This is a genomic window from Vibrio phycocola (genome assembly GCF_053850235.1).
In genome coordinates, this window is sequence record NZ_JBSQDJ010000001.1 from 227,398 (window position 1) to 250,699 (window position 23,302).

Genomic DNA, 23,302 nt, shown 5'->3' on the forward strand with positions numbered 1-23,302 from the left:
AGAGTTTTTATTATGGAATTGAACAAGGAAGTATACAAAATAAAACCCGGAGGGGACACCACCGGGTTGGGTCAATTCAGTTTTCTTCAAAAGCGAGAAAGACTATTTTTCTAGGCTATCTAAATAACGTTCAGCATCAAGCGCAGCCATACATCCAGTCCCTGCAGAAGTAATTGCTTGGCGGTAGTTGTGATCCATCACGTCTCCAGCAGCGAAGATCCCTTCAACACTGGTTTGGGTTGCATTACCATCGAGCCCTGATTGAACGACGATATAACCATTTTTCATCTCTAGTTGGTCGCTAAAAATATCAGTATTCGGTTTGTGGCCGATGGCAATAAATACACCCATAACATCAAGATTTTCAGTGTCGTCTGATTGAGTATCTTTCAGACGAACACCGGTTACACCCATTTCGTCACCGATAACTTCTTCTAAAGTTCGGTCTGTGTGAAGGATAATATTTCCGTTGGCGACTTTGTCCATTAGGCGGTCGATGAGAATTTTCTCAGAACGAAATGTATCGCGACGATGAATTAGGTGAACCTCTGAGGCGATATTCGATAGATAGAGCGCTTCTTCAACTGCGGTGTTGCCACCACCAACAACGGCGACTTTTTGATTGCGGTAGAAGAAACCATCACACGTGGCACAAGCAGATACTCCGCGTCCTTGAAAAGCTTCTTCAGATGGCAAACCGAGATACTTTGCCGAAGCGCCAGTCGAAATGATTAGGGCATCACACGTGAATTCACCATTGTCTCCTTTTAGGTGGAAGGGACGCTGGGAGAAATCGACTTCGTTAATATGGTCGAAAATAATCTCGGTGTTGAAACGCTCGGCGTGCTCTTTCATGCGATCCATCAGCGCTGGTCCAGTGAGCCCTTCTGGATCGCCTGGCCAGTTTTCTACTTCTGTCGTCGTGGTTAGCTGACCACCTTGCTGAAGCCCGGTTATCATTACTGGATCTAGGTTTGCTCGGGCAGCGTACACTGCGGCGGTGTAGCCAGCGGGTCCAGAACCAAGAATGAGTAATTTAGAATGTTTATTGTTGCTCATTTGTGCTCCAACTTTTTTGTTCGTTGAGTTATTGGCCTGATTGTAGGTGATTCTCTAAATCAATTAAAGCCAATGACAATAATGACATGGTACCAATTTGTTATAGGCTATTCTTTTTGCAGTTATTTCGCATAATTAATAGTCTATCGTGACTTCGTAGGAAGAAAATTTTCGTACGTTGATCACCCCAGTATCGAAGATGAGGTACTGACCTTTAATTCCTTGTAACAATCCAGTGACAACAGGCTCTTTATCAAAGTTATGAGAGGTTATTTTTACTGGATGTTGAGTTACGGGGTAACTAATTTGTGTGATTTGAGTATTATCTATCAGCGGTAATAGCTCAATTGCGTCGTCGCCATATTGCTGCTTGAGATCGGCAATATGATCGCTAACTAGTTCAAGCAGTACTTTTGCTTTCGCCACTAAATCCATTGGTTCACCATCACCTTTTAACAAAGTACGCCAATTGGTTTTATCGGCAATATGTTTTGCTAATTCGATCTCAACTAAACCTGAAAGTTTACGATTAGTAACTTTGATGATCGGTAACCCTTGAGTGGCGCCTTGGTCAATCCAGCGAGTGGGAATTTGAGTATGACGAGTAATACCAACTTTCAGGCTTGAAGTATTTGACAGGTAAACGTAGTGATCGACCATGCAATTATCTTGCGCCCATTCCGGTTCACGACATGTGCCTGCGTCAAAGTGGCAAGTTTCTGGCTTCATAATACACATATCACAGCTTGCGAGCTTTTTCATACAGACAAAACAATGACCTTGGGAATAGCTCTTTTTGGTTTTCTTTCCGCAGTTACTGCACAAGATCTTACCTGTGTGAGTGAGACTGATTTGTTTACCAATTAGGGGGGTGAGTGCAATTTCCTGTTCCCCAATCGGCAAGAAATATTCTGTAGTTTCAGAGAGGTTTGCGCGCATTTTACTTAATACGCCAGTTGCTTGATTCGACATGACATTACTCTAATTATTATCTATTTTCGCTAGACGTTATCATCCTAATGGAAGGTTGTCATCTTCATGGGCATAAGCAAATAATGAATACTTCAAGAAAATGGAAAGATATTGAATCGTTGGCTCAGGAATTCAGGGTTAATTAGACGTTTTATCGAGCACAATTGGTTCTTTCGGTCCTAAGAACTTAGGTTCAGACTTGAGGACGTAGAGATCGAGAACGGCTTTAACTCGAGCTAATACTTCTCGCATCCGAACATACCGACCTGAATAGCCTTCAGGGCCGGGTACCGCGAGACAAGTAGCATCGATTTGATGATATTGAGCAATGAACAACGCACGCTCGCAATGAAAACCTTGAGTGATAATGAGGAAATGGTCGCTATCGAAAATACGGCGCGCTCTTACAATGGAATCTAAAGTACTAAATCCAGCGTAATCGAGATAAATATGTTCTTCCGGGACGCCCGCTCGAAGCAAATCCCGTTTCATTGTCCAAGGTTCATTGTAGGACCGATGGGCATTATCGCCACTCAAGAGAAAGTTACTGACTTTGTGTTGATTATAGAGCCTGATCGCTGCATCAATACGATGTGTGTAGTAGGAATTGAGCGTTTTCCCTAAGTACTTACTAGTACCAAGCACAACTGCAACGTCGTAATGTGGAGTGTGAATTTCAGATGTAAGAATATTGGATTGGGTTTTATAGCTTACCCAACGGTCGATTCCAATGATCAAGGCTAGCGTTATCAATAAAGCCATAATAGTCATAGATAACCACTGCTTCATTCGATATACATTAATCTTAATTCCCATCTACTGGCAAAACTTCCGGTCTAATAAATTAATATGAGTCTATTAGATATTACAATAGCAAACATCATATCTCGATTCAGTTGTTTTGGCGTTCGGAATTAATAAGGTACACATTTCTATGATATTGCTCAAAGCACAGCGACCTCTTGTTGAGAGGTCGCAGAGATATCGCTCAGGACAGCGATGGTTAGAATAGGTTAAGAGAGTTAGATCTAATTAATAGGCTGTTCGTTTGTAGCTCCGATATTCTGGCTTCCAAAAGTTAACCTCAATAGCTCGTTCCAGTGCTTCTTCACTAATTTCTGGTGCGACTTGCTGTTCAATCGCTTTTAAGCCTACGGCAAGTGCTATTTTCTTTGATACTGAGTGAATCTCTTCTAGAGGTGGTAGTAATGAACCATCGCCGGTAATAGCTAGCGGTGAACATTCTGCAAGCGCTCGACTGGATTCCATTAGCATTTCAGTTGTGACACGCGTGGCGTTAGACGCCAAAACACCCAAACCGATTCCAGGGAAAATATAGCTGTTATTACATTGAGCAATTTCAAAAGTTTTATCGCCAACTTGTACTGGAGAAAAAGGACTTCCTGTTGCAACCAGAGCTTCGCCATGGGTCCAGTTGAGAATATTGTTCGGCGTACCTTCAACTCGGCTAGTTGGGTTCGATAATGGGAACACAATGGGTCTGGAACAGTGTTTGTGCATCTCTTTGATTACATCTTCGCTAAACAGTCCCGGGGCTCCAGAAACGCCGATTAGGACAGTCGGTTTTGCTTCTCTAACGACGTCGAGTAATGAAAAACCATTCCCTTCAGTGTGCCAGTTTTGAGTGCTTTCTTTTTTCTGGACTAAGCGTTGTTGGAAATCCAGTAAGTTTGGCATTCCCTCTTGGAGTAAACCCCAACGGTCGACCATATAAACTTGAGAGCGCGCTTGTTCATCGCTAATTCCTTCAGATACCATCTGTGCAATAATTGCTTCAGCGATACCACAACCAGCAGAGCCCGCACCGAGAAAGGTAATTCTTTGCTTTGACAGTTGGCTTCCGGCAGCTTTACATGCCGCCATTAAAGATCCGACTGTGATCGCGGCTGTTCCCTGAATGTCATCATTGAAGCAACAAATTCTATCTTTATAGCGCTCAAGCAAGGGCATCGCATTGATTTGAGCAAAATCTTCAAACTGTATTAGAACGTCAGGCCAGCGGCGCAATACTGCTTGGATAAATTCTTCGACGAATTCGTTGTACTCTTCTCCGGTGATCCGAGTGTTTCGCCACCCCATATACATAGGGTCATCTAAACGCTGTGGGTTATTGGTACCAACATCTAATACGATAGGCAAAGTATAAGCAGGGCTGATACCTCCACAGGCGGTGTAGAGTGACAACTTGCCTATTGGGATACCCATACCACCGATGCCTTGATCGCCAAGCCCTAGGATACGTTCACCATCGGTTACCACAATAATTTTTACGTTTTGGTTAGAGGCATTATTTAATAAATCATCAATTCTATCTCGGTTACGGTAGGAGATAAAAACGCCACGCCCGCGACGGTAAATATTGGAGAAGTTCTCACATGCTGCGCCCACAGTTGGTGTGTAGATGATAGGCATCATTTCAGTAACATGGTTTTGTACTAACCGGTAATAGAGCGTTTCATTAGTATCTTGAATATTACGTAAGTAGATATGCTTATCCATGTCACTATCAAAGCTGCAATATTGACGGTATGCGCGGTCAACTTGCTCTTCAATTGTTTCGGTAATTTCGGGTAACAGTCCTTCGAGGTTGAACGAACGGCGCTCATCAGTAGTGAATGCGGCCCCTTTATTAAGAAGTGGCGTACTGAGTAGTGCCGTTCCGGCATAGGGGATATAGAGCGGGCGTTTGTCGTGATTCATGTTAAACCTATTAGTCGATATTTGAAGGATACGAACAAAGTGTAATTGGCGGCTTATGTTATGTAAATAGAAAGGAAAGGTATAAGTTGTTGGAACCGAGTTACATTTGCATAACAAATGTTTTAGTTTTTTAAATTGACTGATGATTAAACAGGACTTAATTCATGGTTGAAAATATTAATCAACTAGACACCGATGATGAATGAGATGTTCGATAACTGTTGCGATTTTGTTTTTTATATAGCCATTTAATATATCTCGAGGCTATAAAAGACCGTTTTTTTATATTCCATTGCTATATTAACTTGGTTCATTAATAGTCAGATCATCATGGTATGACATGACAGGGAGGCGAGATGAATAATTCAGCAGCAATGAATATCGAATTTGATTACACCAACTTTCTTGGAGAAAGTAGCAATCATCATTGGACCTTTGTTGAACTCTTTGGATTTAAGTGGCCATCAGTCGGGAATAACCCAAATCAGGAGTTGGATAAAACCGCTGAACAAAAGCTTTGGGATGCCGCGATGAATCGCTTGTCATCTCAGCATAGCGATGAGTCGAATATCATAGTGCTGGTGGAGCTGGCTAGGGTGCAGGGTATTAGTTGTTTTCGTTTGAAAATGCCGTATCAGATACCTATGGAACAGCGAACATTGATCGAACAGCAAGCAAATGCGAATTTGATCATTATTGCTCCAGAAGAATTTTTGGTGATGTTGTTATAGAAGCTTTCTTGCTTTTTCTGGGCTAAAATTGCAAAAGGGACTTCAAATGAAGTCCCTTTTTGATGTGATAATTCTGATTAGTCGATCAAACCATATTGGGTTTTGAGTACATCAATAATTTCCTGTTTAGGGTTTTCACTCAGATGTAATGGTTTTCCTATCACTTTTTCAGCAATTTCAATGTAGGTTTTAGATACATTCATCATTGCTTCAAGTGGTAGTTCATTGTCTTTAGCAAGCGCTTCGCGTTCAGGCATACGCTCTTTATTAAGCAAAATATCTGGGTCTGGGAAATGGTTCAATAAGAATTGGCGGAAGCCTTCTTTTGAATTCTCCACTATTTCGCCTTTGTTGTAGGCTGCTTCGTCCCATAAGCGTGATGAATCTGGCGTACCAACTTCGTCCATGTAAATCAGTTTTTCTTGGCCTTTAGCATTAGTGACATAACCAAATTCGAATTTCGTATCAACAAAGATTTGTCCGATTTGCGCTAATGCGTTGCTAATCACGTCAAAACCTTGCGAAAGCAGTACTTCATATTGAGCAATGTCGTCTTTGGTGCTGAAATTAAATGCGGCGAAATTCTCTTCAATGTTGGCTTTAGTGATGTTGACATCATCCGCTTCCGGAACCCCAGGAATTCCTTTTAATATTCCTTTTGTGGAAGGCGTCATAATAAGTTCAGGTAGTTCTTTGTCTTTTCCTAACCCTTCCGGTAATTGAATACCACAAAATTCACGTTCGCCTTTCTCATACGCACGCCACATTGAGCCAGTAATGTACTTACGACAAATTGCTTCAATCATTACAGGTTTGGCTTTCTGTACGATCCAGACAAATGGGTGAGGGATATCTAAGATATGACTATCTGCTAGCCCGTTATCTTTAAATAATTGGAACCAATGATTGGAAATGGCGTTAAGCGCCGCTCCTTTACCTGGAACACCTTTAAGGCCGCCTTCAGCATGCCATACACAATCGAAAGCCGAAAGGCGATCACTGATCACCATAATAGCCAAAGGTGCATCCGACGCAACATCGTAACCTTTTTCGAGAATCAGACGCTTACTATCTTCTTCGGTAAGCCAATAAACAGAACGGACTTTACCGCTATGTACTGGGAGGTGAGTTCGAATTGGGAGGTCATCGTTGACGGCAAGAACTTGATCTGCAAGGCTCATTAAGACATTCCTATCATTTATAAAACGCCACATAGAGATGGGTTATTGGATAAAAAATTGCTGAGCGAATAATACCAGAACTTGAGTGATACGCCATCTAAAAAGCAAACGATTGCTTAATTTTATTTGGCCGAGATTTTAGATTAGAGAATAAGAAAAACGTAGAGTACTAAAAAAGAGAAAATTTAAGCGAAAACAAGGATGTTTTCGCTAACAACAGTACAACGAGGCATCAATTAGTGAAGTAGGGTGCTTCTCGTATTGACGAAAAATAATTGACAGTCATGGATTTCGGCCAGGATATATAAACGAGATTGTTGTTCTACAGGAATTTGGTTTGAGGCAACGATAGCACTGGCATTACCGGAATAGATGGCTTTTTCAACGACATCTGATTCGGAAAACTGGCGAGAAGGCATTAAATGAATCACTTTGCTACTCCAAGATTGATCAGTCGATACTTCGACAATGTGATGACGTGGGCATTGCGATGTAAACATAATCCATTGTGGAAGGTGCGCCAGTTCGCTTAATTGATCATTGACACCATATAAGTTAACTCGGCTTTCTGAAGAGAGAAATAGATGGTCATTGTTTTCAATAGAATTTACTGTGTTAAAAATCATAATACTGTTTCCTTGCACATGCTGTATGTCTATACAGTATTATTTTCCGCAGTACTGATCAAGTAAAAATTGTTCATTTTGCAAACATAAATGCGATTGAGTTCTATATATGTGCTACAAAAATAGTCAAATTAAGAAAATGAGATGTGATATAGGATGGAACTTAAGGAGAACATAGGGGTATATATTTATGATAATACAGACGTTTTTAGGATTCGGTATCCATAGCGGAATATTCATAGCCAACGAAACTGGATCTACGATAGGAGTGTTGAGAGGTCAGCAGGGATGTCTGTAGGAATAGGACTATTACGTTCTATGACAAGTCGTTTGTGCAATCGAGCAAAGCTTCAACTACAGCAAAACAGATGAATTATCGTTGGATTGGACACAGTAATCTGTTTTGCGAGTTCTTGCATTAAATCGATGAGTAGGGAGCTCATTCGATTGCATACTATTGATGAGGATTAATTGTATTAGGCATGACGCGCTAAATTGTTTTCGTTGGGAAAGCGTTGCAATGCTGCAAGTTCAGCTAGATTAAATTGGCGGACATCCAAGCGAGCAAGTTCATTACAATCTTCACATGAGTGGTGACACTTTCCATCTACATAATGATGCTTTGTTAAATAGTTAGGTTGATTGCACCAGTCGCAAACACCTTCGATAGTAAACATTAAATTTCTCCCAAATATTACTAGTTATATTGTAAGACATATTAATGCAGTTAATTATTACACAGATGTTAACAATTGGTTAAATCTAGCCCATTAAGTGTGACTAATGTCTATTTATATAGTGGACTGACTCAATTTAATTCTGTTTATTGAATTCTAGACTTGCGTGCTTGTTGTGCTTTTTTAAGCGTAACGAGCAGTTTAAGGGAGTGGTTTAGATTCGTCATTGCTGAATCGGTTCCGCCTGCGTCGGGATGATAGATTTTACTTAACTGGCGATAACGCAGTTTTAATTGCTTTTCATCGGGGATAGCTTTGGAGCTGCATCCAAATAGAACACAGGCATGTTCCAATTGCTGTTGATTAGCTGACGGTTTTTTATCTTGGCTTTGTTGTAGCTTTTTGTATTGCTTAACTATCTTAGACATTTGTTGTTTTTGTCTTTCAACAGTACGTTGGCTTGATTTTAGCTGTTTTGATAGATCATCTTGTTTTTGTCTTTGCTGACCCGTTTGTTTAATTCGTTTTTTTCTACTGCGAACCTTTAGTGAACCAGTTATAAGAGCGAATATCGCAATTGCACTAATGGTTATGATATCAGTATGGGCGATACCATTTGTTTGATTAATAGGATCGCCAGTTTTCTTATCCGTTTCTTCTGAGTTCAGCGATAGCGTTTCAGACAATTGTTCAAGCTGTTGGACTCGCTGCAGTCTCTTTCCATCGAATTTTGCCTGTAATAGCGCATTGTATTGTTCTTCTGCTGCTTCTGAGTCTATCGCTGCAATTCGATACCAGGCAATACTTTGATCGATAGACGCAATCCTATCGCCATATTGAGAGTAAAATTCTCCAAGCCTTATAGCATCGTCATGGTTTCCTTTAACGGCGTGTAAGCTAAGCCAATACAGAGCTTCTTGTAGTTCTTGAGATGATGGGGTGTCGGTAAGATAGAGTTTGATTAACTCCTTTTGCGCCGGGATGCTTCCCAATTCCGAGGCTTGTTCAAACCAGTATTGTGCTTTTTGTATCGAAGGTTCAACACCCGTTCCTTGTTGATAAGTAACGGCTAATTGATATTGAGCGAGTGGATCACGCTGTGCAGCGAGGCGTTGTAATTCATTGATATCACTAGCATGTGATTGCCATGCGATTAAACTAATTAGTAACGTCGATGCAAGCTTCAAATGCCTTATTCTCTCTTTCCATTGAAATAAAGGATATCAATAAAGATACAAGATGACGGAAATTATCTTCGTATCTTTATCGGTCTAATACTTTATTGTAGTGGAAGAATTTGAATTTCGACACGTCGATTACATGCACGTCCCGCAGCAGTATCATTGCTACATAACGCAACACGTTCTCCGTAACCTCGAGAAATAGCACGTCCAGCAGTAACGCCTTGTGATACCAAATAGGCTCTGACTGATTCAGCACGTTGTTCGGAAAGAACTTGGTTAGTTTGATCACTACCGGTACTGTCGGTATGACCTTCAATAACTAAGCTTGTGTTTGGGTATTCAACCAATATAGTGGCGACACCCGATAAAGTATTGTGGATTGAAGACGTGAGTTGGTAAGAATTAGTATCAAAACCAATACCATTTTCCATGCGAAGTAGAAGTTCATTTTCACCGACTCGCTCTACTTGTACTCCTGAGTTGACCAACTCTTGACGAAGCGCTTCTTCCTGTTGATCGAAATAGTAACCAACGCCTCCTCCAATTGCTCCACCACCGACTGCACCAATAAGCACATTTTGGCGGCGTTCTTTGGCACTGTCTCCAGTTGCGAGTCCAATCGCTACTCCTGAAAGAGCACCGATAATCGCCCCTTTCGTCGCAGAATTAGTTTCACTTTCCCCGGTTGTCGCATTTTGTCGTTGAGTCGTTTCACATCCAGCGAGAAGTGCAACAACAGATAAAGCAATCGTCAATTTTTTCACTTACATCTCTCCAATTATTGGTGATTCAGTTCTATGACAACAATTATTTCAATTGTTTCGGTCGTTGTGCTCCGTCAATCGGTTTATTGACAGAAACTCGGCGACCTTTTTTCAATCCTACTTCGTAGTCGGCGGTTATTGCTTTCATTGCTTCGTTTAATTGCTTCTTAAACGTTTCACGGTCGATGTTCTCGAATTCTTTATCAATATAGTTGTTTATTTTATTATTTGACTCATCGTCAGGAGTAATAATGGGGAGCTTTTCGAGTGCGCCTTCGATCCAACCCGAAACAAATGAGCTTACACGGCGAGTGACTTCGGTGGTTGGGGTCCCACTACCAGAAAAACTGTTGCGGAATTGTCCGGTTTGCTCATTGAGTTCACGGTAAATAATATCAAAGGCAAATGCGGCAAAAATGGCCCGATCTGCTTCACCAATAAACTCAACTCGTTTTAACCCTTTATGATTGAGTAGCACTGCCTCAACACCAAATTTGGTATTGATCCCTCTGATGATTCTTAGAATATTGTGGCTAATACTTGCAGGCAGTAGATGCGACGATTGCGTTTTCCCCATCTTAATGAACTCAATATCGTCTTTATCAAGACCATACTTAAGCATAAGACGGTGAGCCATTTTTATGGCATTCGCGGCTTCATTCACGTTGGCTGAGTTACCTAGTTCTAGGCACTTGGCGATTTTTTTTAGCGCTTTTTGCTTATCCATCAAGCTGCAATTACTTTCTCGAAAAAATTGGGTCGGTTATTTTAGCCTGTGTCGCTAAAAATATAAAGGGCAGTACCGAGGCTAATTTGAGTAGTGTGAACCGACTTAAACTAACACTAGTAATAAAAATACACCAACAGCATAGCGACTATACCGCTATGCTATTTGGGTATATTTATGATTAAGCCCGTTATATGCCTAATTCGGCGAGTAGGTCATCACTCCCATCGCTAGCAGTGTCATTTTTGGCTTGTTTGTCTTTTTTGTTTTCCATGCGACTCAATTCAGCTTCGAGAATAGAATCGGCAGTTTCTTCAACACTAGATTCAAATTCTTCCAATTGGATAAATTCGGTTTTATCCATTGCCAACTCAAGATAGAAAATATTGTTGGCTTCGGTAGAGAATGTCACGCGACGAGCTTGAGGGCGATCCAAATTGGTATCAACTGAAAGGTTTACCTGTTTATTTAATGCGAGCATTTTAGGTTGGTTCTGAGTGATATTGGTTTGAAGGTCCTTGCGAATTTTATTTGTAAAATCGCCTACTAACTGGTTCATTAATTCCCCGAGTACATCACCCACTTCATCTGAGGTATGGGCTATTGCTAGCTCTTCCTCCGGCATGCCCATATTACGCATATAGTTGGTATAAAGCTCTAGCGCTGCTTTGGCGGTGAAATTAATAACAACTAGCCCTGAAAACCCTCCATCGAAGAGCACAAAGCAACCAAAATCAGGTTTTAACGTTGTTTTATGTATTTTTTGGACCATAGCTGAGTAGGTGACTTTAGATTCTGTTGCAACACTCAGTACACCAGTAACCGACTGACATAATTTGAGTAAGATATCTTCTGTAGTTATAACGTGATTTTTTTTCATTGTATTGTCCGTTAATGCAAATGATCGAATTCTCTATGTGAGAAATAAAATTCGTTAAGTGTTTTGGCTTAGAAGCCTAGATTTTCCGTTTTGAACACTGTCACAAATGTTGTAAAGTGACGCCTCTAAATCATAATAATAAAAATCTTAATTAATCACCCAACCCAATGGGATATCGCCTAGCAGGGGCAGGAAGCAAATGTTACCAAGACTATCTAAACAATCAGACATCGATCCTGTTGTCTTAAGCTTTTTACAAGAACTCAAGAATTCCGGATTTCATGGTGATATTGAAACGACTTATGCAAGTCGACTTTCCGTATCTACTGACAATAGTGTGTACCAACAGTTGCCTCAAGCTTTGGTTCTGCCGAAAACCACCGCAGATGTTTCACTTATAGGTAAAGTTAGCACAAATCCAGAATATCGCGCGGTTACCTTTTCTCCTCGTGGAGGTGGTACTGGCACCAATGGTCAGTCATTAACCAAAGGAATTGTGGTTGATCTGTCACGTTATATGAACCAAGTTCTCGAGATAAATGAGCAAGAGGGCTGGGTTCGAGTACAAGCTGGCGTGATTAAAGATCAGTTAAATGATGCAATTCGTCCTTTTGGTTATTTCTTCTCTCCTGATTTATCGACCAGTAACCGTGCAACTTTAGGCGGGATGATAAACACCGATGCTTCGGGTCAAGGATCGTTGAAATACGGTAAAACCTCAGACCATGTTTTATCGTTACAAGCGGTGTTCGCCGATGGTTCCATTTTTGAATCGGACATGTCTCAGGGCGAGCCTGAAGCAAACAGTATCGCCGCTCGAGCATTCCAAGTGACAGAGTCTGTGTGTCGAGAGAAACGCGCTGAAATTGTTGCGAAATTTCCACCACTAAACCGATTTCTAACCGGATATGATTTACACAACGCGATCAGTGATGAAACTAATGCGTTTGATCTGACTCGAGTACTTTGCGGCTCTGAGGGCTCTTTGGCATTCATCACCGAAGCCAAATTAAATATCACGCCTATTCCAAAAGCACGTACGCTGGTAAACGTTAAATACAACTCTTTCGATGCGGCACTTCGAAGTGCTCCGGTTATGGTTAAGGCGAACGCGTTATCTGTTGAAACAATCGATTCAAAAGTGCTCAACTTAGCTAAGCAAGACATCGTTTGGCATACGGTGAGCGATCTATTGTCCGATGTTCCTAATGTCGAAATGTTGGGGATTAACATTGTTGAATTTGCTGGTCAGAATCACGACGAAATTGAAAGCCAAGTTAGTGAACTTACCGTGCGCCTTGATGAGATGCTTAAGACCCAAGAAGGCGGAATTATTGGTTACCAAATTTGTTCCGATTTAGCTGGGATTAATCGAATCTACAATATGCGCAAGAAAGCAGTAGGTTTGCTAGGTGCGGCTAAAGGGGCGGCAAAACCGGTTGCATTTGCCGAAGATACCTGTGTGCCACCAGAAAACTTAGCCGATTATATTGCAGAATTCCGTGAGTTGCTTGATTCTAAAAGCCTTGCTTATGGCATGTTTGGGCACGTTGATGCTGGAGTGCTTCATGTCCGTCCTGCTTTGGATATGTGTGACCCAAAACAAGAGAAGCTGATGCATGAAGTCTCTGATGAAGTGGTCAAATTAGTCGCTAAATATGGTGGCTTAATGTGGGGAGAGCACGGAAAAGGTTACCGTTCAGAATATGGTCCAGAGTTTTTTGGTGAGGAATTGTTTACTGAACTCCGCCGAGTAAAAGCCGCGTTTGACCCAGATAATAAGATGAACCCGGGCAAAGTTTGTACACCGCTTGATTCAGACGCAGAACTGGTCAAAGTTTCGGACGTAAAACGAGGCTTTTATGATCGCCAGATTGATGTAGAAGTTCGAGATAGTTTTAAGCAGGCTATGGAATGTAATGGGAATGGGCTGTGCTTTAATTACGATACCAGTTCCCCAATGTGTCCTTCGATGAAAGTGACTGCCGATCGTCGTCATTCACCGAAAGGACGGGCCGGATTGGTAAGAGAGTGGTTACGTCAGCTCAGTGATCAAGGAATTGATATTCTTGATCTCGAAAAACAAACATTAAATAGTTCGCTAAGTGTAAAAACACTGCTTGATCGTGTTCGTAATTCTATTAAGAAAGATAAAGAGTACGATTTTTCTCATGAAGTTTATGAGGCAATGAACGGATGTTTAGCCTGTAAAGCGTGTGCGACTCAGTGTCCGATTAAAGTCGATGTTCCTAGCTTTAGATCGCGTTTCTTAAATATCTACCACTCACGCTATCAACGCCCTGCGAAAGATTATCTTGTTGCTAATATTGAAACCATGTTGCCGTTAATGGCGAAGGTTCCGACCCTAGTTAATGGCGTTTTAGAGCAAAAATGGGTGCAGTCATTAACCGAAAAAACAGTTGGTTACCGTGATACGCCATTGCTTACGGTGCCAACCTTAGCAAAGCGGGTGAAACAGCAACCTGTTGTGAGTTTTAATATCGAGGCGCTACGCCACATTCCCGAGGCGAATCGCGATAATTATGTGATTATTGTTCAGGATCCGTTTACCAGCTATTACGATGCAGACGTCGTCGATGACTTTATTTCTTTGGTGGTTAAGTTAGGTAAACAGCCTATTTTGTTGCCGTTTAAACCAAATGGTAAAGCTCAGCACATTAAAGGTTTTCTAGAGCAATTTAGTAAAACCGCAAAAAATACTGCTGAGTTTTTAAATCAAGTCGCTCAACTTGGTATCCCACTTGTCGGTGTCGACCCTGCTTTAGTGCTCTGTTATCGAGACGAGTATAATGAAGTGTTAGCTGAGCAACGTGGCGAATTTGAAGTGCTCACATCTCACGAGTGGTTGTTGCCTCGTTTGGCGCAATTTGAGCTTAAAGATAGTGATGATAAACCTTGGCATCTATTTGCTCACTGTACCGAAAAAACCAAACTGCCAAACGCTGAACAACAATGGGTGACGATCTTTGCTCATTTCGGGGCAAATTTAGAACCTATAGCAGTGGGGTGTTGTGGTATGGCTGGGACTTTTGGCCATGAATCGGATAAATTTCAAATGTCTCGTGATATCTACAATTTGAGTTGGAAAGGGCAGTTTGAGGCATTACCTCATGAACGCTGTTTGGTTACGGGGTATTCATGTCGTAGTCAGGTTAAACGATTTGAACACATTAAACCGAAGCACCCAATTCAAGCATTATTGACTCATTTATCATAGAGTACTCAACGAAAAGGTAACGGAAATCGTTACCTTTTTTGTGTTATCGTTGCTCGAGGTTACTGACGGTTGTGAGGAGAAAGTATGCATCGATTAGAGCTAAAAATAGTACCTGTTGTTCTTGTGTTGATTGCGGTTGGCTTTATTTGGGCTCTAGATTGGCTATTGCCGACTTTTCGGCTAATGTTTCCTGGTCAAATGATATGTGCAGCTATTTTATTTGTCGCAGCGGGTTATCTAGGCTTAAAAGGGATTTGGGATTTTCGCCAAGCAAAAACAACGGTTCATCCGCACATACCTCATGAAGCAAGCACGGTCGTCTCTAATGGCATCTATCAGTACTCACGTAATCCTATGTACTTGGGTTTAGTGTGTTTGTTATTAGTGGAAGGTTTGGTGCTTAAAAACTGGACGATGATTTTGGTGGTGTGGGGGTTTATTGCGTACTTAAATCGTTTTCAAATCTTGCCTGAAGAACGCGCATTGGAAGCAAAGTTTGGCAAAGAATATCTTGATTACAAAGAGAAAGTTAGACGCTGGATATAGTAACGCCCTATCACAGTTGATAAGGCGTTACGTTACAATTTACAAATGTAGTAGAAGGTCAGGGCTTACGCCGCTTGTTCTTCAAAAAGTGCCAAGAAGTAAGCTTTACGCTGATTAAAATGATCAACCAAATCATCGACAGCGTCACTGCAATAAGGTTTGAGACCACTAACAACTAAGCGCTTTAAACCTTTACCAATCACCACGCCATCTTCTTTAAAATCGAAGTTCATCGTCACGACGCCACGTTTACCTGTTACTTCAAATTTTGACCCTGTGTAGTCTACTTCAGGGTGCTTGAGGTCAAGGCGATCGAATTCAACTTCCATGCTTTCATAAATCACTAGCGGGCGATCACAGTTGATCATTACCTGTTGTTCTTCCATAAGAGGAACCATGATATGAGGGAAGTTCATCGCTGAAAACTTCACGTAACTGGTTACAACGTGCTCAATGAAATCAAGATCATGGCTGATTTCACCTTCACGATTCATATGAAGATATTCTTTGCCATTTTTATCGACCACAGCGCTTTCTTTATCGCATTTGTTCTCGATATGAAGCTCGATTCCATCGGACACCATACCAGAGAAATTAAAGCGCATTTTTTGGCTTACGCCTTCTTTTTGCAAAAGAACAGCAAACAATAAGTCTCCCGGAACACAGAAGCGTTTATTGTCTTCGTCGTGAATTGGGTTAAAGTCTCCAGCCACTTTTTTAGCAAAATGACTTGCTTGTTGGCGAGTGAATTGAAATGTTTCGCTGTTGCTTGAAAAATAAGGAGTCAGATACATAGGTGATTCATTTATGGCCTAAATTGGCTCGGATTATATATGAGTATTGAAAATGAATGGTCTATCCAGTTACAAATAGCTGAATTAGACCTTTCATTTCCATCTTTTGGGGTTAATTTGATGAATCTCGTTGCCATAAGATATGACAAAACTTCTCGTCATCTATTCGACTAATGAGAATGCGAGCAAAGATAACGCCCAGCTTCTGCTGACTTTCATCAACTAAGCCTATGTGGATTTCGGCATAGTTATTTTCGTCGATGTTAAACCCAACGTGAGATTCCCAATCGTTTCCAAGTTCGATAGCAATCGCAGCACCTTGTTGGTCAAAGTCTTGCTCAAATTGACCAAGTTGAGGCTGCTCTAAATTATCGGGTGCCATTTCAAGAAAAATATCGTAGGCAGTATCGATAACATCGTCGTAGCTTAGTAATTGACTCATTTATTTATGCTCGACCCATAAATTTACGTTCAGCGATATTGATAACGATGCGTTCACCGGATGCAATGTATTCAGGAACTTGAACCACTAAGCCGGTTGTTAAACGAGCGGGTTTGGTACGTGCGGATGCCGACGCGCCTTTTATCGAAGGGTCTGTTTCTTCAATAACCAATTCGACTGATGATGGAAGCTCAATAGCGGCTGGTTGGTCGTTGACAAGAATAACGAATAAGCCTTGAACGTCTTCATTGATGAACGCTAGATCTTCTTCAATATCGGACTTTTTGAATGGATATTGAGTATAGTCTTCGTTATCCATGAAAATGTAGTCATCGCCATCTATGTAGGAGAATGATGAGGCACGTTTATACATATCGACGGTTTCTAGCATCTCGTCACTTTTAAATGACTCTTCAACTTTTCCGCCAGTCGCAAGGTCTTTAAAACGGAACTTGAAAATTTTTGCACCGCCACGGCCACCAGGAGTAGTGATATCAAAATCTTTAACGAGCAGAATTTTTCCATTTAGGCTAACTGCAGAGCCTTTTTTAATGTCGCTTGCCTTTGGCATTGTGGTATTTCCTTCACTATAATTTGGCGTCATTATACCTAACCAAGGCTAAAAGGAATAACCTAAATAAGGCTATTTTGATGAACAAAGCGCTCAAGGTGTCTATGATTGCCGTAATTAATGTTTAATTGCGTATAATATATGTCTTCAAATATCGATTTTATATAGGATTTTTATCACGACCATGGTTCTAGATGTCATTGATAGTACCGCACCGTTACAAGTGGAATACCAGCCTGCGGTGAACGAGATCGTTCGTGCTCTTAAGCAAGGGTTGGGGGATAACTTACATAGTCTATATCTTTACGGGAGCATCGCTAGAGGAAGTGCTCGACCCAATCGGTCGAATGTCGACGTTGTTGTTGTAACGCATCGAGAGTTAGGATCGAATAAAGCAACGATATTCAATACGATACGTTGGCGCTTTCAAACAAAATATTCATTTATTACTGATGTGAATATAAAAACGGCATTGGTGAGCGAGGTAGCTTCACTCGAGAGCCTGTTTTCCTGGGGATTCTTATTACACCATTGCTCAATTTGTTTGTATGGTGATGACTTAGGTGAATGTTTTGGTGATTACGAACCGAGTTGGGAAATTGCTAAATATTGGAATATGGATATTGCTGAACGCCTTGAGTGGTATCGTGACAAGGTCGCAAAGGCTTCCAGTGCCGAACAACAGATTGAAGCCCAACAACAAGCTGCGAAAAAACTTCTCAGAGCTGCGTATGGAGTGGTGATGCATCGTGATAAAAATTGGTTCGATGATCCTCAACAATGTGGTCACGAATTTTTGCGCTATTACCCAGATAAGGCGATTGAAATACAGCGTCTTTCGATTTTACTGGAAACGAAATTGATTCCTAAACGATCGGTGGTCGGTTTGTTAGATAGCTTTGGCCAGTGGCTGGTAAAAGAATATAAAAAAACCGAGTTTCGTATTGGTTAGTCAATAGTACCGGCGGTTAGAATAGCCCTAATTGTGGCTTGATTAAATTATCAAATTCTAAGCCAATAAAAGGTAATATTGCGTTCGCAACTGGTTTAAGTTGCTTCTCGATATAATGGTCATAATCAATAATGCCATTTAGGTATTCTTTGGGCGCTGGTCCTTCAACTGTAATGACATATTCAATCGTACCTTTATTTTGATATTGAAGTTGCCGTCCTAATTGCAAATTTATTTCGTCGGCTTTTCGCGCGGCTCGTACTTGAGGAGGAATATTTTTTTGATACTCTGAAAGTTTGCGCCTTAAGCGTTTTCGGTAGACTAATTGTGCGTCAAATTCACCATTTAAGGTGCGCTCGACCATGGAGCGTACGTAAGACTCAACAGGTTGTTGATTAAACACACGTTGATATAACTCACGTTGAAAAGTTTGAGAAAGCTCAGTCCAGTCAGTTCTTACACTTTCAAGCCCTTTAAATACCATTTCATCTGAGTCATCAGCGTGTTTAATTAGGCCAGCATAGCGTTTCTTCGAGCCGGTTTCGGAACCACGAATCGTTGGCATTAAAAAGCGACTAAAATGTGTTTCAAATTCAATTTCAAGATGACTTGTTAGTGAAAACTCTGTATCCAAATAGGATTTCCACCATTGATTGATGCTTTCGGCTAACTGTTTGCCAATGATGTTTGCCTGTTGTGGACAGTGCTCGTTTCCAAGTGCCACAAACGTCGAATCAGTATCACCGTAAATCACCTCGTAACCTTGTTGTTCAATTAAAGTTCGAGTTTTCTGCATGACTTCTTGCCCTCGCATTGTAATGCTGGAAGCCAGTCGTACATCAAAGAAACGGCACCCAGATGAACCTAACACTCCGTAGAACGAGTTCATGATAATTTTTATAGCTTGGGATAGCGGTTTATCTTGATTGCGTTTGGCCAGATCACGTGCTTGCCAAAGTTGTTGAATTAATTCAGGTAAAATATGATTTTGACGGTGGAATTGGCCGCCACAGAATCCCAACACAGCTTGATCTGGTGCTTTGCCTATCTCTTGTCGCAAACCTTTGATAAGTCCCAACGGGTCAATAAGAAAGGACAGAATCAAAGAAGGGTAGAGGCTCTTATAATCGAGAACCAAAACCGATTCGTAAAGCCCGGGCTTAGAATCCATCACGTAACCGCCAGGACTTGCTTGCCAGTTTTCACTTTGTAGGTTTGGTGCTACATAACCAGCACGGTGTAACCGAGGAAGATAGAGGTTGGTAAATGCAGCGACGGAACCCCCCATTTTATCCAATTCAAGTCCAGTTAATCTTGAACGCTGAATGGCGAAATCGAGCAGGTGAGTATGGTGAAAGATTCGAGTAACTAATCGGCAATCTTGGAGGTTGTAATGGGCAAGCTGGGGTTTATCTTTACGGAACATATGATTGATCTCAGCCATACGATCATGAACGTTGTGGATGGCTTTACCTTCACCTAAAAGTTGCTGAGATACGGCCTCGAGTGACCAAGACGGGAAGTGATAGGTCGCGGTCTTTAATGTATCGATTCCGTCAAGCACTACTCGTCCGGGGATCGATATGAAGCCTTGATTAGAAATTGACGACTGTCGAAAATAGCTGCTGCTGTTTCCCCGCCCTATATTCAATTTGAGTTGGTGGTGCTGCGCGCGTTTGTGAAGCAGGCGAAAATCAAAATCTATAATGTTCCACCCAACAATGATATCTGGGTCATACTGTCGAAACCATTCAATTAACTGTAAGAGAAGCTCTTTTTCATTGTTGACCCATTGAATGTGGCATGAATAGTTATGAACTTGAGGAGCCCCAATCATAATAACGCGTGAATCCAGTTCACTTTCAAGTCCAACCGAATAAAGAATGCCTTTCTCTGAGCATTCGATGTCCAATGAAACCATGGTTAACTCAGGAACAAATTCGGCCGATTTACATTTAGTACCACGTATTAGGTGAAAACTATTTTTGTTATGTGCTTCACCGGTAAACTCAACACTGCCTTGGATGAACCGTTCCATCAGGTATCGGTCGACGAGGCGAATATCACCTTCCCAGACTCCAAGTTCAGCAGCACTTAAGAGTTGAACAAAATGCTGGCTTTGTTTGATGGTGTTGAGGTAGCAACCAAGTACAGGACTCTCTCCAAAGGTTTGTAGGTCAAGGGGCTTGAACTCAACATCGATTTTGTTTTCATGCGCTATCTTTTGGGCATCATCGAGGTTCATCTGTTTTATAAAGCAGATGACTTTTTCTCCGTGAATTTGAAGTAATTTTATGCCCGACGAGGTCTTTACCCAAAGTTCAATTTGAGTTTGTTGGTGTATATCTCTGGCATGACGGCTAAGAATGAAGCCTTGGTCTCGAAACAAATTGTTTGCTCTGTCGATAATGAGGTAGTGATTGTATCAAAGCTTGGAAGGTGAAATAACCTCAGATTTTATCGATATTGAATGATAATGAGATTTCCCTTTATGATCTTTTCTACGAGATTGATATAATGTCTCAAATTAAAGAGTCGTTGAGAATTATAGTGACGTTTAACTCTTTGAATTGGTGTTGTATACAATGACTTGAAGATTATGAGCTTGATTCTCAATTGATTTAGGCTCATAGTCGACAGTTAAAATTGCACTCTGAATCACCGTTGATAACAGCGGTGACTCAGAGTGTTGTGTTGAGCCAAATGATTTTGGAGAGACAAGTTTGATTAGTGTTTTCCTGGTTGATGATCACGAACTGGTTCGCACAGGGATAAGACGTATTATTGAAGACGTCCGTGGAATAAGTGTCGCAGGGGAAGCAGACAGTGGTGAGCAGGCGGTTAAGTGGTGCCGCAATAATAATGCTGATGTGCTATTAATGGACATGAATATGCCCGGTATTGGTGGCCTAGAAGCAACAAAAAAAATCATACGTTATAATCCGGATGTTCGAATTATTGTGCTAACCGTGCACACAGAAAATCCGTTTCCGACAAAAGTAATGCAAGCAGGAGCAGCGGGCTACCTTACTAAAGGAGCGGCTCCTGATGAAATGGTGAATGCTATTCGTGTGGTCAATAGCGGACAGCGTTATATTTCACCAGAAATTGCGCAACAAATGGCATTAAGCCAGTTTTCACCAGCGGCGGAGAATCCGTTTTCTGAACTCTCTGAACGTGAGCTTCAGATTATGATGATGATAACCAAAGGCGAAAAAGTTACGGATATTTCAGAACAACTGAATTTAAGTCCAAAAACCGTCAACAGCTACCGTTATCGACTTTTTGCCAAGTTAGATATTAGTGGGGATGTCGAGTTGACTCATTTAGCAATACGACATGGAATACTCGATACCGAGAGCCTATAGTGTCTGAACGATTTGATTCTGCTTCTTTTCTAAAAGATGTTACCAGTCAGCCCGGCGTTTATCGCATGTATAACGCCGAGTCTGAAGTTATCTATGTTGGTAAAGCGAAAAATTTAAAGAATCGTTTATCGAGTTATTTTCGTAAAAAAGTCGATCGTGAAAAGACGCGAGCTTTGGTTTCCCATATCACCAAAATTGATGTGACGGTCACCCACACTGAGACCGAGGCTCTGATTCTTGAGCACAATTATATTAAGCAATACTTGCCAAAATATAATGTGTTACTTCGAGACGATAAATCCTATCCATATATTTTTATTAGTCAGCATCGTCATCCTAGGCTGTCGATTCATCGTGGAGCGAAAAGAAAAAAGGGCGAGTACTTTGGCCCTTATCCAGATTCTGGAGCCGTGCGACAAACTCTCCATTTGATGCAAAAAATTTTCCCGGTTCGCCAGTGTGAAGACACCGTGTATGCGAACCGGACTCGCCCTTGTTTAATGTATCAAATTGGTCGTTGTGCTGGTCCTTGTGTTAGTGCGCTGATCAGTGACGACGATTACGATGAGCTTCTTGAACACCTGAGGCTTTTCCTGAAAGGTAAAGATAACCAAGTTTTACAGACTCTAGTAGGCAGAATGGAAAAAGCCAGCTCTGATCTAGAGTTTGAGATGGCTGCAAAGTACCGAGACCAAATTCAAGCCATTCGCCGAGTTCAAGAGCAGCAATTTGTCTCCGAAGATAGCTTAGACGATATTGATGTTGTTGGTTTTGCACATGAATTTGGTTTGGCGTGTGTTCACTTATTGATGATTCGTCAGGGAAAAATTTTAGGTAGTAGAAGTTATTACCCTAAGATCCCTGCCAATACCCCGACGGATGAAGTATTCGATAGTTTTATTAATCAATACTATCTATCGCAAACAGAAGGGCGGACATTACCTGCCAAGATAATTGTAAATAAAGGGTTAATTGCCGATGAAAGTTTGTCAGCAGTACTGACAGAGATGGCAGGGCGAAAAATACGATTCTTAATTAACCCAGGTTCTGCTAGAGGACGTTATTTAAAGCTTGCGAACACCAACGCTTTAACCGCTATCACGACCAAGCATAATTCCAAGCTAACAATACATCAAAGGTTTATAGAACTGCAGCAGGCGCTAAAGTTGGATACGATTCAACGTATGGAGTGCTTTGATATTTCTCACACGATGGGAGAAAGCACGATTGCCTCATGCGTGGTATTTAACTCTGAAGGCCCAGTGAAGAGTGAATATCGTCGTTTTAACATCAGCGGTATTACTGGTGGAGATGATTATGCTGCGATGGAAAAGGGGTTGTTGAAACGTTATCAGAGACAAATTGATGTCGAGAACATTCCTGATATTGTTTTTATTGATGGTGGCAAAGGGCAGCTTTCTCGGGCTTATGAAACCATACAGGCTTGTTGGCAAGATTGGCCTAAACACCCATTATTGATTGGGATCGCTAAAGGGGTCACGCGCAAACCGGGCCTTGAAACATTAATCACGGTAGCTGGAGAAGAATTTCATTTACCCAGTGATTCACCAGCGTTGCATTTGATTCAACATATTCGAGATGAAAGTCATAATCATGCGATTAGTGGTCATCGAGCGAAGCGTGGAAAAACTCGTCGTACGAGCTCACTTGAGGGAATCGAAGGAATCGGACCCAAGCGACGACAAGCATTACTCAAGTATATGGGTGGATTGCAGGAGTTAAAGCGAGCAAGCGTTGAAGAAATAAGCAAAGTGCCCGGTATTAGTCGCACTCTGGCAGAAAATATCCATCAGGCATTGAAACAATAGTAAAAATCCATCACCATAACCACGTTTCCCATTAGAGCGA

21 protein-coding genes are annotated in these 23,302 nt (G+C 41.4%); 6 read left to right on the forward strand and 15 right to left on the reverse strand.

Annotated elements, in window-relative coordinates; genetic code table 11:
• Positions 1-102: 102 nt before the first annotated feature.
• The 4 genes from trxB to ACWU4D_RS01060 all read right to left on the reverse strand — a co-directional run bounded on the left by trxB (position 103) and on the right by ACWU4D_RS01060 (position 4,752).
• A complete protein-coding gene (gene trxB, locus ACWU4D_RS01045; RefSeq protein ID WP_456049515.1) occupies positions 103-1,059 on the reverse strand; it encodes a thioredoxin-disulfide reductase in 957 nt (318 codons plus the stop codon).
• 135 nt (positions 1,060-1,194) lie between these two features.
• A complete protein-coding gene (locus tag ACWU4D_RS01050) occupies positions 1,195-2,031 on the reverse strand; it encodes a DUF2797 domain-containing protein (RefSeq protein WP_456049516.1) in 837 nt (278 codons plus the stop codon).
• A 138-nt stretch (positions 2,032-2,169) separates the two neighbouring features.
• Positions 2,170-2,820, reverse strand: a complete 651-nt coding sequence (locus ACWU4D_RS01055; protein WP_456049517.1) for a SanA/YdcF family protein — start codon at positions 2,818-2,820, stop codon at positions 2,170-2,172.
• A 243-nt stretch (positions 2,821-3,063) separates the two neighbouring features.
• Complete coding sequence (locus tag ACWU4D_RS01060) at positions 3,064-4,752, reverse strand: NAD-dependent malic enzyme (protein WP_456049518.1); 1,689 nt, start codon at positions 4,750-4,752, stop codon at positions 3,064-3,066.
• Positions 4,753-5,108: 356 nt separating this feature from the next.
• Between ACWU4D_RS01060 and ACWU4D_RS01065 the strand changes: the two genes are divergently transcribed.
• Positions 5,109-5,483: a hypothetical protein gene (locus ACWU4D_RS01065; RefSeq protein WP_456049519.1), complete on the forward strand. Its 375-nt coding sequence runs from the start codon at positions 5,109-5,111 to the stop codon at positions 5,481-5,483.
• Between the two features lie 77 nt (positions 5,484-5,560).
• Here ACWU4D_RS01065 and ACWU4D_RS01070 read toward each other — a convergent pair whose 3' ends face one another.
• From ACWU4D_RS01070 to ACWU4D_RS01100, 7 genes are all read right to left on the reverse strand, one after another.
• Positions 5,561-6,664 (reverse strand): phosphoribosylaminoimidazolesuccinocarboxamide synthase, encoded by a 1,104-nt coding sequence (locus ACWU4D_RS01070; RefSeq protein ID WP_456049520.1) that lies wholly within the window; start codon positions 6,662-6,664, stop codon positions 5,561-5,563.
• A gap of 236 nt (positions 6,665-6,900) precedes the next feature.
• On the reverse strand, positions 6,901-7,290 hold the full coding sequence (locus ACWU4D_RS01075) for a hypothetical protein (RefSeq protein WP_456049521.1): 390 nt from the start codon (positions 7,288-7,290) through the stop codon (positions 6,901-6,903).
• A 476-nt stretch (positions 7,291-7,766) separates the two neighbouring features.
• On the reverse strand, positions 7,767-7,967 hold the full coding sequence (locus tag ACWU4D_RS01080) for a hypothetical protein (RefSeq protein WP_456049522.1): 201 nt from the start codon (positions 7,965-7,967) through the stop codon (positions 7,767-7,769).
• 146 nt (positions 7,968-8,113) lie between these two features.
• Positions 8,114-9,154 (reverse strand): hypothetical protein, encoded by a 1,041-nt coding sequence (locus tag ACWU4D_RS01085; protein ID WP_456049523.1) that lies wholly within the window; start codon positions 9,152-9,154, stop codon positions 8,114-8,116.
• A gap of 92 nt (positions 9,155-9,246) precedes the next feature.
• Positions 9,247-9,915: an OmpA family protein gene (locus tag ACWU4D_RS01090; RefSeq protein WP_456049524.1), complete on the reverse strand. Its 669-nt coding sequence runs from the start codon at positions 9,913-9,915 to the stop codon at positions 9,247-9,249.
• A gap of 43 nt (positions 9,916-9,958) precedes the next feature.
• The gene (locus ACWU4D_RS01095; protein WP_456049525.1) at positions 9,959-10,642 is read right to left on the reverse strand and encodes a DUF2786 domain-containing protein; all 684 of its coding nucleotides are present in this window, start codon (positions 10,640-10,642) and stop codon (positions 9,959-9,961) included.
• Positions 10,643-10,832: 190 nt separating this feature from the next.
• On the reverse strand, positions 10,833-11,522 hold the full coding sequence (locus ACWU4D_RS01100) for a DUF3334 family protein (protein WP_456049526.1): 690 nt from the start codon (positions 11,520-11,522) through the stop codon (positions 10,833-10,835).
• A 199-nt stretch (positions 11,523-11,721) separates the two neighbouring features.
• Between ACWU4D_RS01100 and ydiJ the strand changes: the two genes are divergently transcribed.
• Both ydiJ and ACWU4D_RS01110 read left to right on the forward strand, forming a co-directional pair.
• The gene (ydiJ, locus tag ACWU4D_RS01105; RefSeq protein WP_456049527.1) at positions 11,722-14,760 is read left to right on the forward strand and encodes a D-2-hydroxyglutarate dehydrogenase YdiJ; all 3,039 of its coding nucleotides are present in this window, start codon (positions 11,722-11,724) and stop codon (positions 14,758-14,760) included.
• 84 nt (positions 14,761-14,844) lie between these two features.
• Positions 14,845-15,306 carry a methyltransferase family protein gene (locus ACWU4D_RS01110; RefSeq protein ID WP_456049528.1) on the forward strand — a complete coding sequence of 154 codons (462 nt, stop codon included), beginning with the start codon at positions 14,845-14,847 and terminating at the stop codon, positions 15,304-15,306.
• Positions 15,307-15,371: 65 nt separating this feature from the next.
• On the opposite strand, the gene ACWU4D_RS01115 is transcribed toward ACWU4D_RS01110, so the two are convergent.
• From ACWU4D_RS01115 to efpL, 3 genes are all read right to left on the reverse strand, one after another.
• A complete protein-coding gene (locus ACWU4D_RS01115) occupies positions 15,372-16,100 on the reverse strand; it encodes a DUF3581 domain-containing protein (protein WP_456049529.1) in 729 nt (242 codons plus the stop codon).
• 112 nt (positions 16,101-16,212) lie between these two features.
• Positions 16,213-16,542 carry an HI1450 family dsDNA-mimic protein gene (locus ACWU4D_RS01120; RefSeq protein WP_456049530.1) on the reverse strand — a complete coding sequence of 110 codons (330 nt, stop codon included), beginning with the start codon at positions 16,540-16,542 and terminating at the stop codon, positions 16,213-16,215.
• 4 nt (positions 16,543-16,546) lie between these two features.
• On the reverse strand, positions 16,547-17,113 hold the full coding sequence (gene efpL, locus ACWU4D_RS01125) for an elongation factor P-like protein EfpL (RefSeq protein WP_456049531.1): 567 nt from the start codon (positions 17,111-17,113) through the stop codon (positions 16,547-16,549).
• A gap of 184 nt (positions 17,114-17,297) precedes the next feature.
• Here efpL and ACWU4D_RS01130 point away from each other — a divergent pair, with 184 nt between their 5' ends.
• Positions 17,298-18,065 carry a nucleotidyltransferase domain-containing protein gene (locus ACWU4D_RS01130; RefSeq protein WP_456049532.1) on the forward strand — a complete coding sequence of 256 codons (768 nt, stop codon included), beginning with the start codon at positions 17,298-17,300 and terminating at the stop codon, positions 18,063-18,065.
• A 16-nt stretch (positions 18,066-18,081) separates the two neighbouring features.
• Here ACWU4D_RS01130 and ACWU4D_RS01135 read toward each other — a convergent pair whose 3' ends face one another.
• A complete protein-coding gene (locus ACWU4D_RS01135) occupies positions 18,082-20,454 on the reverse strand; it encodes a DNA polymerase II (RefSeq protein WP_456049533.1) in 2,373 nt (790 codons plus the stop codon).
• A 334-nt stretch (positions 20,455-20,788) separates the two neighbouring features.
• Here ACWU4D_RS01135 and uvrY point away from each other — a divergent pair, with 334 nt between their 5' ends.
• Both uvrY and uvrC read left to right on the forward strand, forming a co-directional pair.
• Positions 20,789-21,433, forward strand: a complete 645-nt coding sequence (gene uvrY / locus ACWU4D_RS01140; RefSeq protein WP_456049534.1) for a UvrY/SirA/GacA family response regulator transcription factor — start codon at positions 20,789-20,791, stop codon at positions 21,431-21,433.
• Positions 21,433-23,262 carry an excinuclease ABC subunit UvrC gene (gene uvrC, locus ACWU4D_RS01145; protein WP_456049535.1) on the forward strand — a complete coding sequence of 610 codons (1,830 nt, stop codon included), beginning with the start codon at positions 21,433-21,435 and terminating at the stop codon, positions 23,260-23,262. The genes uvrY and uvrC overlap by 1 nt, the downstream gene beginning before the upstream one ends.
• Positions 23,263-23,302: the final 40 nt, after the last annotated feature.